This is a genomic window from Marinovum sp., assembly GCF_048263515.1.
In the GTDB taxonomy this organism is placed as follows: domain Bacteria; phylum Pseudomonadota; class Alphaproteobacteria; order Rhodobacterales; family Rhodobacteraceae; genus Marinovum.
The window spans coordinates 1-10,281 of the sequence record NZ_JBLXEC010000036.1 but is presented as its reverse complement, the minus strand read 5'-3'; the positions used below and the strand labels follow the sequence as shown (position 1 = coordinate 10,281).

Genomic DNA, 10,281 nt, shown 5'->3' with positions numbered 1-10,281 from the left:
GCTTCGGCCCTCCATTCAGTGGCGGCGCCAGAATGCATCCCCTTGCACCTTGCACCTTTTTTCTAGGACTTCGCTTGGATCGTGCAGGGATCACATCGGCCAGTCCCGGAGCTGCAAGCCATTCCTCATGGCCCGCAGGGGGCAGGTCACTCATCCTGCGGATATCAATGGGTCCTGACCCTTCTGTATCTTGCCTTTGCTATTCTGACCCCGTCAGCGACCTTGGCCGAGGTTGTTGACGGGGCGGTGTATGGCGTCTGAGCCTTGTGGGTTTGACCACGTTTGTTAGCGAGCCAGCACCGTCCCTATTCATCGTCTCGGACAGTTGACTGCGGCCTCCGAGGACCGCGGAGCAGAAGGAAGAGAGCATGAACAAGGTATCACGGGCACGGATCATCGGTATAGATGTGTCGCGCGACTGGCTGGATATTCATTTCCTGCCGGAAGGCCAGAGGCTGCGGTTCGCAAACACGGATGAGGGGCATCAGCAGCTCATTCATCTGGCTCGACCGGTCGGCGCTTTGGTGTGCTTCGAAGGCGATGAGGATCAGAAAACGATCTGGGGATCGTTTTCCCGAATGGCGGAGGTCAGGAATGGCGTCTGTGGGCGGCCCTCGACGCTGCCGGGGTCGCCACCAGGCAAGTGCCTCCTGCTTAAATCAAGGCATTCGCGGCCAGCCGGGGCACACGTGCCAAGACAGACAGGATTGACGCTGAACTCATCGCGCGTTTCATGGCCTTCCGCCCCTAGGCCGGGCGAAGCCTACCACATGAAAAATTGCGCCTTCTCAGGGCATTGGTCTCGAAACGTGGGCAGCTTGTCGAGACGCGCAAACGCCTCCTTGCACAGATCAAGGCACAAGAAAAGCTCGGCTCGGCGGACACGTTCGCGTCGATGGATGGCGATCTGAAAGACCTGCTGGATCGCCAGATTGCAGAGTTGGAGGCGCGGATCGAACAATCCATCGTCTCGGATGATGAACTGGCTTCTGCTGCCGAAATCTTGCGTTCGGTTCCTGGCATCAGTCCGGTTGCCAGCACCGTGCTGATTGCCGAGATGCCCGAACTGGGCCATCTCTCGGGCGAGCAAGCCGCAGCGCTGCCCGGTCTTGCGCCTATCGCGCATGACAGCGGTGCCCTTCGTGGGAAGCGTGCAATTGGCGGAGGGAGAAGGCTATTGCGCCACGTTCTATTCCAGGCTGCTCTCGTTGCCAGCCACCACAATCCGGTTCCCAAACCATTCGCGGACCGCCTGCGCGCGGCTGGAAAGCCCCACAAGGTGGTCATCATCGCCGTCGCCAGAAAACTCGTCACAATCGCAAATGCCCTGTGCAAATCACGTCAAAAGTGGTCACGTCTGACCGCCTGAAAAATACAGTTGCTAAGGCACCTTGCCCAGCTTTTCGCCGGACATTCCCGCCGACCAGAGCAGTCCGCGATGCAGCATCCGGCGGACGTTGACGAGGTCAAGTTCATCTGCCGCGTGGCCAAGTGTGGTAAAAAATATCCGTCCGGCGCCATAGTGCGTCTTGAAGGTCACCCGCATTGTCACGTTTGTCCGCCAAGGATGGTGCTCGCCGGAAAAGGTCGTCTCGGCCAGCACCTTCACCGCCGGATCGAAATGCATGTAGTACTGCTCGGACAAGTGATCGAAATCCTTGATCCCGGCCATGATCGGATCGTTGGGACAAGTGACGCGAACCCGGTAGCGCATGATGTTGCCGGGATGGGCAACCCAGGTGCACCCGGCGGCATAGCGAAACTGTGGCAAATCGCGAAAGGTGGTCGACATACAGTGATGATAGCCTGCCATGCCGGTGCCGTTTCGTAGTGCGTCGAGCAGAGGAGCGACCTTGTCTCGTCGCATGGTTCCACCGGTGATCACCGGCACGACTAATGCCATTTGTGCCACGTCCGGAGCGACAAGAAGGTTAGCGTCGTCACGCACCGTCACATCCATACCGCTCATGGTCAGCATGTCGGCGACCTTCTCGGCGCCCTGTCTCGGCTGGTGCAGTTCCAGACCGCCGTGGACGATCAGCGCACGCGGCTTAGTCTCTGGCATGTGCAGGCTCCTTGGGATCAGGCCATTCGAGCGTAGGCTTCGGCGGTGAGCGCATGGCGCAGCGGCTGGCCAGCGCAGAACCGTGTTACCTCCGCCGCCATCAGCTCGCCCAAGCGTTCCTGTTCGGTGCCGAGCGCGCCGGCGGCATGCGGGGTGAGAAAGACGTTCGGCAGGTCATAGAGCGGTGACGCAGGCTCGGGTACTTCGGGAAAGGTCACATCAAGCACGGCGTTCAAGCGGCCGCTGGTCAACTCGGCGATCAGTGCTGGCTGGTTGACGATGGCGCCGCGCGCGGTGTTGACCAGCGTGGCCCCATCGGGCATCAGTGCCAGTTCTCGGGTGCCGATCATGCCGCGAGTGGTCTCGAGCAAGGGAGCATGCAGCGAGACCACATCTGCGGCCATGACCTCTTGCAGATCGACCTGCCGGGCTACGGCATGGATCGGATCGTCTGAAGGAAGAAAGGGATCGTGGATCAGTACGTCAAGGTCGAAACCCTTGAGCTTCTCGACCACCAACCGCCCGATCCGCGAAGCCCCAACGATGCCGACCCGCTTGCCTAGGTTGCCGATCAGTCCGGCGGCGAGCGGATCGGTCAGCTTGCGCGACCGCCCTTGCCGATAAAACTCGCGCATACGGAACAGCTGTTTGTTGGCGAAAAGGATCGCGGCAAGCGTGTACTCCGCCACCGGTATCGCGTTGGCGTCGGCGGCGGTGGTCACGGCAATGCCGCGCGCGAAGAACTTGGGATCAACAAGCAGCCGTTTAACCGAGCCGGCGGTGTGCGCGATGAGCCTTAGTCGTGGCGCACGGTCCAGAACCTCGGCGCTGAGCGGCGGGCAGCCCCAGCCGCTCACCAGGACTTCGGTGCGGGGCAGCAGCGTGGCGGCGGCGTCCCACGCGGTGTAGCGGGTGGCATCAAGCACCTCGCAGGCGGCCCCCAGCTGGGACAGCGCCTCGGCGCTCAGGACACGTTCGGTTAGCCCCGGGTCCATCGCGAAAAGCAGTGGTGGCTTGTACATGACGCCGATCAGGCCGCCGTGAGCCGCAGACCCGAGCCCGCGTCAAAGAGATGGGTGTGGGCCTGGTCGACGCCCAAGGTCAGCACCTCGCCGGGATTGGCCGAGACCCTCTCGCGGAAGATACCGAACACGTTCTGGCCAGCGATCTGCATGGTCACCTGGGTCTCCGAGCCCATCGGCTCGACCACCACCACCTCGGCCGCGATGCCGCCTTGCGGGTCGAGCCGGAAATGCTCGGGACGCACGCCGTAGATGACCGGTTTGCCATTGGGCAGCGCAGTGGGCGCCGGAAGCCGCGCATCGCCGGCCACGAAATTCGCACCCTCGACATGCCCTTCGATGAAATTCATCGAGGGCGAGCCGATGAAGGCGGCGACGAACTGGTTGACCGGGTTGTCGTAAAGCTCGAGCGGGCTGCCGATCTGCTCGATCCGGCCGCCGTTCAGCACCACGATCTTGTCGGCCATGGTCATCGCTTCGACCTGGTCGTGGGTGACATAGATCGTCGTGGTCTTCAGCTTCTGGTGCAGCGCCTTGATCTCGCCGCGCATCACCACGCGCAGCTTGGCGTCGAGGTTCGACAGCGGCTCGTCGAACAGGAACACCTTGGGATTGCGCACGATGGCGCGGCCCATGGCGACCCGCTGGCGCTGGCCGCCCGACAGCTGACCGGGGCGACGTTCGAGATATGTCTCGAGGCCGAGGATGCCGGCGGCCCAGTCGACGCGCTGCTTGATCTCGGCCTTCGAGGCACCGCGGTGATGCAGCGAAAAGCCCATGTTGTCGGCCACCGTCATGTGCGGGTAGAGCGCGTAGTTCTGAAACACCATGGCGATGTCGCGCTGCTTGGGTTCGAGGTCGTTGACCACGGTGTCGCCGATCACGATCTCGCCGCCGCTGATGGTTTCCAGCCCTGCCAGCATCCGCAGCAGGGTGGACTTGCCGCAGCCCGAGGGGCCGACGAGGACGACGAATTCGCCGTCGGCGATGTCGATCTCGACGCCGTGGATCACGTGGACCGCGCCATAGGATTTCTGCACGTCCGAGAAGGTTACCTGGGCCATGGGATCAGCCTTTCAGTCCGGTATGGGCCAGTCCTTCGACGAACTGACGCTGGGCGATGACAAAGACGATGAGCACGGGAATGGCCGTCATCGTCGCGGCGGCAAGCTGGATGTTCCACATCGCACCGCCATAGGCGTCGGTGAATTGGGTCAGGGCCTGCGGCAGGGTGAATTTTTCGGGGCTCGAGAGGAACACGATCGGCTCGAGATAGAGGTTCCAGGAATGCAGGAAGGTGAAGATCGCCACGGCGCCGAGCGCCGGCTTGGCCAGCGGCAGGGCGATGGTCCAGAAGATCTTGAACCGCCCCAGCCCGTCGACGCGCGCCGCCTCTTCCAGCTCTTTCGGCAGGGCGATGAAGAACTGCCGCATGACGAAGGTGGCAAAAACCGAGGGCGCGCCGAAGATCGGCACCAGGATCAGCGGCCAATGGGTGTTGATCATGTCCCAGCCGAAGAAGATCTGAAACAGCGGCACGATGGTCACTTCCGACGGGATCAGCAGCCCGACCAGCAGCACCATGAAGAGCGCATTGGCGAAGGGGAAATCAATCCGGGCAAAGGCATAGCCCGCCATCGCCGAGAACAGCAGCGTGCCACAGGTGACGATGGCCGCGATATAGGCCGAGTTCCAGTATTGCTGGGCAAAGGGCTGCAACTCGAAAGCCTGCCGGTAGGTCGAGAAGTCAAACCGGCTGGGAATGATCTCGGGCGGAAAGGCAAAGATGTCCGAGATAGGTTTGACCGAAGAGGTCACCATCCACCAGGTCGGAAAGACGAAGGGGATGAGCAGCACCAGCATCAATCCGTAGACCGCCACCTTCATCCGGGGCGAGAGGTTACTTTTCATAGAAGACGATCCTCTTGCGCATCTGCCATTGTACGAAGGTCAGCACCGCGACAATCGCAAACAGCAGGATCGACAGGGTGGCGCCATAGCCGAATTTGTGGAACTCGAAGGCCTGTTGATAGAGGTAGTAGACCAGCACCGTGGTCGACATGCCGGGCCCGCCCTTGGTGAGCACGGCGATCTGGGCAAAGACCTGCAGCGAGCCGACGATGGTGATGATCGAGGTCAAGAGCACCGTCGGGCTGATCATCGGCAGGGTGATACGGCGGAACTGGGCGAAGGCCGGGATGCCGTCGACGCGGGCGGCCTCATAGAGCTCCTTCGGAACGCCCTGCAGGGCGGCAAGGAAGAGGATCATGTTCAGCCCGACGTTCTTGAACACCTGCACCACCACGACCGAGATCATCGCCGTGGTCGGGTTGCGCAGCCAGTTCGGCCCCTCGATGCCTATGACCTGCAGGATGCCGTTCAGCCCGCCGTTGCTTTGCAGCAGGAAGCTCCAGACGATGGTCCAGGCCACCAGCGACACCACGACCGGCGAGAAGAACAGCGTGCGGAAGATGGTGATCCCGCGCAGCTTCTGGTTCAGCAGCACCGCCAGCAGAAGCGCCAGCGACATGTTGAACACCACCAGGAAGACCGAGAAGATGCCGGTCGCCCCCAGCACCTTGACGAGGCCGGGATCGGAGAGCAGGCGCTGGTAGTTCTGGGTGCCGGTAAAGCGGAAGGTGCGCGCCAGCACGTTCCATTCGTGCAGCGAATACCAGAAAACCAGCACCAGCGGCAGCAGAACGAAGATGCAGATGCCCAGCACTTGTGGCGCGATGAAGAGATAGCCGACAAGACTGTCGCGGCGGTCCATCGTCCAGAAGACGCGCTTGCGACGGGGTGGATCGGAATGGGTGGCCACGACAGTCATCGGTGTCCCTTTGCGTTTACAGGAGCGGCTGGATGCTCTGGCACACCGCGCCAAGCACCTCTTCGACGTTCGCCTCTGGCTGCCAGAGCGCATCCAGCTCGGCCCGGACCAGTTGCTGGATCTCGGAGTAGCCTTCATGCACCGGCAGCACCTCGCCCTTGGCAATGCCCTGCACCACGACCGCCTCGATCATCTCGGGCGTCAGCAGCGGGTTGGTGGCGCCGAGCGTTTCGGCGTTGAGCAGGCTCTGCCGGATCGGCGGAAAGAACTGCGCCAGCTTGGCGGAGTTGTCCGGGTTGGTCATATGAGCCAGGAAGTCGACGGCCAGATCGGCGTTCGGGCTGTCTTGAAAGACGCCGATGGCGGCCTGACCGATCACCGAATATTCACCGGCGGGGCCGGCCGGCAGCGGCACCAGATCCCAGGCAAAGGCCTCGTCGCCCTTTGGCAGCAGCGAGGCGCGCGAGATCTGGGTGATGCTCATGGCGGCGTCACCGGCAAAGAAGTCGACGCTCTCGCCCGGGCCGGGCAGCGCACCGTCCTGAAAGATGGCGTCATGCAGGAAGGTCATCGCCTCGACCATCTCGGGCGCGGCAAAGGTGCAGGTATCGCCGTCGGCGCTCCAGGGTTCGGCGCCCCAGCCGCGCCAGATCGCGGCGAGGTTCTGCCAGGTCTGGTAGTTGAAGTCGCGGACGATGATGCCGTCCTTGTCACCCTCGGCCACCTTGGCGGCGGTGGCCATGGCATTTTCCCAGGTCCATTCACCGGCCTCGATCAGCTCGGCCGGGGTGCGCGCGCCTGCGGCTTCGATCAGGTCGGTGTTGGCGAAGATCGCCAGCGGCGAGGTCGAGAACGGCACGGCATACAATTCGCCGTCGACCCGCCAGAGATCGGTGGGTTTCTCGATCATGTCGCCGTAGTCGAAGCCCTCGGCAGAAGTGAAGGCCTCGTTCAGCGGCGCAAGGATGCCGGAGTTGACGAAGTCCGCCGCGGTGCGTTCGAGGATCCAGGCCAGGTCGGGCGGGTTGCCGCCGGCGATCTGGGTGGTCAGCGTGGTGGTGTAGCTGGCGAAGGGCAGCGATTCAAAGGTCACGCTCACCTCCGGGCGGTCGGCGGTGAAGCTGTCGGCGATCTCGTTGAAGACGGCCAGGTGCGCCTCGTTGGCGCTCCAGATCGTCATCCGCAGCTCCTGCGCCTGGACCACGCCGGCAAGCGCGGTGGTCGCCGCCAGAACGGCGGCAAGGGGTGTCAGTCGGTTCATTGTGGGTCCTCCCATGGAATTCACGTTGATTGCGAAACTCAATAGCCGCGCACGTCGGGCCAGCGGGTCTCGACGCCGTGCTGGCGCAGAAGCTCCTGAAAGGCTTCGAGTTGCGGATCGTCACCCTGCACGCTGTGCGGATCGGTGCCTTCGTTCAGGCAATGCGCCGCCAGCAGCCCCGCGACCTCGCCGATGTTCCATTCCACCGGGTGCAGTCGGTAGCAGCCATTGGTGATATGGGTGGTGCCGATGTTCTTGCCGGCGGGCAGCAGGTTCGAGCGTTCACGCGGCAGCATCGCACCCAGCGGGATCTCGAAGGGGCAGGACGGCACGTCGATGTAATTGTCGCCGCCGGTCGAGGGATGCAGGTCGATCCGGTACATGCCGGTGCCGACGCTGTCGCGGTAGTTCACCGCCCCTGCCTCGCCGCGCACTTCGTAGGAGAGGTCCTGCTCGACAATGGTGGTCACCGCCCGGATGCGCCGCGCCTCGCGGATGTAGGGCGCCATGGCCAAGCCGTGATCGGTGCCGGTGACGTCGCCGCGCAGGCGCAGGCCGGGAAAGCCCTGACCGCCATCTTCCCGCGGCGCCTCGGTCTGCAGCCAGTAGAAGACGGCGTAGGACAGCTCGGCGGCGCGGGCGATGCGGGCGTCGTACTCTTCCCGCGTGCAATCGATGATCGGCTCTTCGAAATAGTCGATCATCGGCCAGTTCACGAGGCAGACGTCAGAGGCATAGGCCCCCTTGACGAAATTGTCGCGCGCGGCGATGCGGCGGAAGGTCCAGAGGTTGCCGTCGCCCGGGTTGCGGCGCTGGTCGGCATCGACCAGCAGCGGGTTGTCGCCGGGGTTGGGTGTGAAGCTGCGGGTGCTGGTCTCGAGCGTACGGGGGTTGGGAGACTTGAAACCGATCAGCGGCCCGCCCCAGAACTCCGGCTGCACCTTGCGCCAGTAATCATAGTTCGCCGGCTTGTCGATCACATGGTTGCCGTCGACATGATCGACCGCGAAACAGATCGACACCGCCTGTTGGTTATGCGGCTGCGCCTCGGAGGGCGCGCTGGGTTCGCCGGTCTCGGCCTGGCTTTCGAAGCCGGTGACGTAATCGGTGCCGGTCAGCGGCAGCAGGTCGCCCAGTTCGGTGGCGTCGATCACATAGGCCGCTTCGATCTGCACCTTCTCGCCGGAGTTTGCGTGCTGCACGGTCACCGCGCGGACCCGGTCGCCCTCCATCTCGGCGGCGACAGGCTCGTAGGGTTTCAGCAGCGTCAGCCGGCCGGAGCCGACATAAGGCATCAGCCAGGCTTCCAGGACGGCAACCGGCACCCGCGGCTCGACACAGAGCCGGCTGACCCATCCTGCGCCGGGGTTGAGATCGCCCCAGTTGCGCGCGCCCGCGGTCAGCGGATAGTGATCGCGGTAGAATTGGCGGATCGCGGTCCTGAGCTCGCGGTAGCTCCGCGAGCCGCCGAACTGCTCGATCCAGGAATGTTCGTCCGAGGGCACGGCCTGGCTTGTCAGCTGCCCACCGATCCAGTCGAAAGGCTCTGTCATCACCACGCTGCGGCCAGATCTCAGGGCGCCAAGGGCGGCGGCGACGCCACCGGTGCCTGCACCGATGACCGCGATGTCCGTCTTCAATTCTTTCACGTCTCAGTCTTTCTCTTGGAGGGGCCAAGGGTCTCGCCCTCGATCAGGTCGCAGCGCAGAAGCGTCTGCTTGGCGTAGTCGCGGCCTTCCAGCCGCGCGATCAGGGCCGTCGCCGCACGGCGCGCCATTTCCTCGCGCGGGATGGCGTAGGTGGCGAACTGGGTACCGGTGTCGTCAGGCCGGATGTGGCTGCCCAGCACGACAATCGAGAGATCGCCCGGCACGCTCAGCCCGGCCGCCGTGGCGACACGCTTGAAGGGAATGGCGTCGGCCAGCTCGATGAAGAACACCACCGTGGCGCCAACCGCCCGCACCTGCTCAAGAAGCGCCTCGGGCGGCAAGCCGACCTCTGGCACATGCAGGGACAGCGTGGCCGCGCCGGTCAGCCCGGCCTGAAACCCGGCCCAACGGTCGGCAATCGATTCCGCGCCGTCCTTCTGGCCAATGTAGGCGAATGTTTCGTGCCCGAGCGCCAGGGACCGCTCGACAAGCCCGCGGGTGGCCTCGGCGTAATCGGCACCGACATAGTCGACCGGCCCGCCGGCGTCGTCGCGGCGACCGATGGCCATGTAGTCGAAATCGCCCTGCACCAGGCGCTCCAGATCATTGCTGTCGAATTTCCGCCCGAGTAGCAGGCAACCGTCCGCAATCCGCATCCGGTTTGGCTCGCCGAAGATCCGCTTGGCCCCGTCCGCATCGCGCTCGGCCGAGGTCATCAGCAAGAGGTCATAACCCTGTTCCTGCGCGGCCTCTTCGATGCCGAATAGAAACGGCGCGAAGAAGTCCGCCTGCGCCCGTGGAAAGGCCGGCTCGTAGGTGAAGACTCCGAGGATGTTGTTTCGTCCCTTTGCCATGCGGCGGGCAATCGGATCAGCGACATATCCGGTTTCCTCGATGACCTTCTGGATCCGCTTGCGTGTCTCGTCGGGGATTCGCTTTCTGTCGCGCTCTGCCCCGTTCAGCACGATCGAAACCGACGCCTGACTTACGCCGGCGCGCTTGGCGATTTCCTTCTGCGTGAGGCGTCTTTGGGACATCTTAGGCTCCAGTTATACGTATAACTGCTAATACGTATAACCGCACTTACATTTTGGGTCAACCCGGTATTGAACGATGCGATATCCTCTGAAATGGGACCCCACCCCGCCAAATTTTCTGCGATCGAAAGGCGCCGTTTGCCCAGATGAGTGACCCGCTTGGGGAATTTTTCTGGCCCTGATTCACGTAGACGAGAGTATCTTCCTCTGCCCGTTCTCTTGCCGGCTGAGGAGAACCCATCTTGGTCACGTCCCACGAAGAGGTGTAACTCCGGGCAGCGCGCTTGATGGCGTCCGCGCTCACCACGAGGCGCCGCAGGACGGCATCGAGGGCGCGGTGGTCATCGGTAGGGTCGGGTTGCGAAAGGTTCAACCTGCGGTTCCGGGAGGAGTTGCTGAATGGTGAGGTCTTTTACT

At 63.2% G+C, this 10,281-nt stretch carries 9 protein-coding genes; 1 reads left to right on the top strand and 8 read right to left on the bottom strand.

All coding sequences use genetic code 11. The features are described from left to right. The first annotated feature begins 778 nt into the window (after positions 1-778). Positions 779-1,369 (top strand): transposase, encoded by a 591-nt coding sequence (locus ACN0SE_RS19830; RefSeq protein ID WP_417526264.1) that lies wholly within the window; start codon positions 779-781, stop codon positions 1,367-1,369. 12 nt (positions 1,370-1,381) lie between these two features. Here ACN0SE_RS19830 and ACN0SE_RS19825 read toward each other — a convergent pair whose 3' ends face one another. From ACN0SE_RS19825 to ACN0SE_RS19790, 8 genes are read right to left on the bottom strand one after another with little or no spacing between them, the layout of a single operon-like run. Further along, entirely contained in the window at positions 1,382-2,065 is a 684-nt protein-coding gene (locus tag ACN0SE_RS19825) for a ThuA domain-containing protein (RefSeq protein WP_417526263.1), read from the bottom strand. A 17-nt stretch (positions 2,066-2,082) separates the two neighbouring features. Further along, complete coding sequence (locus ACN0SE_RS19820) at positions 2,083-3,087, bottom strand: hydroxyacid dehydrogenase (protein WP_417526262.1); 1,005 nt, start codon at positions 3,085-3,087, stop codon at positions 2,083-2,085. Between the two features lie 8 nt (positions 3,088-3,095). Next, positions 3,096-4,151, bottom strand: coding sequence for an ABC transporter ATP-binding protein (locus ACN0SE_RS19815; RefSeq protein ID WP_417526261.1), 1,056 nt, complete (start codon positions 4,149-4,151; stop codon positions 3,096-3,098). 4 nt (positions 4,152-4,155) lie between these two features. Continuing rightward, the gene (locus tag ACN0SE_RS19810) at positions 4,156-4,998 is read right to left on the bottom strand and encodes a carbohydrate ABC transporter permease (protein ID WP_417526260.1); all 843 of its coding nucleotides are present in this window, start codon (positions 4,996-4,998) and stop codon (positions 4,156-4,158) included. Further along, positions 4,988-5,917 carry a carbohydrate ABC transporter permease gene (locus ACN0SE_RS19805; protein ID WP_417526259.1) on the bottom strand — a complete coding sequence of 310 codons (930 nt, stop codon included), beginning with the start codon at positions 5,915-5,917 and terminating at the stop codon, positions 4,988-4,990. Before ACN0SE_RS19805 ends, ACN0SE_RS19810 begins: the two co-directional genes overlap by 11 nt. A gap of 16 nt (positions 5,918-5,933) precedes the next feature. Next, a complete protein-coding gene (locus ACN0SE_RS19800; protein WP_417526258.1) occupies positions 5,934-7,178 on the bottom strand; it encodes an ABC transporter substrate-binding protein in 1,245 nt (414 codons plus the stop codon). A gap of 38 nt (positions 7,179-7,216) precedes the next feature. Continuing rightward, positions 7,217-8,827, bottom strand: a complete 1,611-nt coding sequence (locus tag ACN0SE_RS19795) for an FAD-dependent oxidoreductase (protein ID WP_417526257.1) — start codon at positions 8,825-8,827, stop codon at positions 7,217-7,219. Next, entirely contained in the window at positions 8,824-9,864 is a 1,041-nt protein-coding gene (locus ACN0SE_RS19790; RefSeq protein ID WP_417526256.1) for a LacI family DNA-binding transcriptional regulator, read from the bottom strand. Before ACN0SE_RS19790 ends, ACN0SE_RS19795 begins: the two co-directional genes overlap by 4 nt. Positions 9,865-10,281: the final 417 nt, after the last annotated feature.

Excerpts from the sequence above, each read along its gene's own strand:
- ACN0SE_RS19805 (WP_417526259.1), bottom strand. The coding sequence starts at position 5,917 with ATGACTGTCGTGGCCACCCATTCCGATCCACCCCGTCGCAAGCGCGTC.
- ACN0SE_RS19825 (WP_417526263.1), bottom strand. The coding sequence starts at position 2,065 with ATGCCAGAGACTAAGCCGCGTGCGCTGATCGTCCACGGCGGTCTGGAA.
- ACN0SE_RS19815 (WP_417526261.1), bottom strand. The coding sequence starts at position 4,151 with ATGGCCCAGGTAACCTTCTCGGACGTGCAGAAATCCTATGGCGCGGTC.
- ACN0SE_RS19820 (WP_417526262.1), bottom strand. The coding sequence starts at position 3,087 with ATGTACAAGCCACCACTGCTTTTCGCGATGGACCCGGGGCTAACCGAA.
- ACN0SE_RS19790 (WP_417526256.1), bottom strand. The coding sequence starts at position 9,864 with ATGTCCCAAAGACGCCTCACGCAGAAGGAAATCGCCAAGCGCGCCGGC.
- ACN0SE_RS19800 (WP_417526258.1), bottom strand. The coding sequence starts at position 7,178 with ATGAACCGACTGACACCCCTTGCCGCCGTTCTGGCGGCGACCACCGCG.
- ACN0SE_RS19810 (WP_417526260.1), bottom strand. The coding sequence starts at position 4,998 with ATGAAAAGTAACCTCTCGCCCCGGATGAAGGTGGCGGTCTACGGATTG.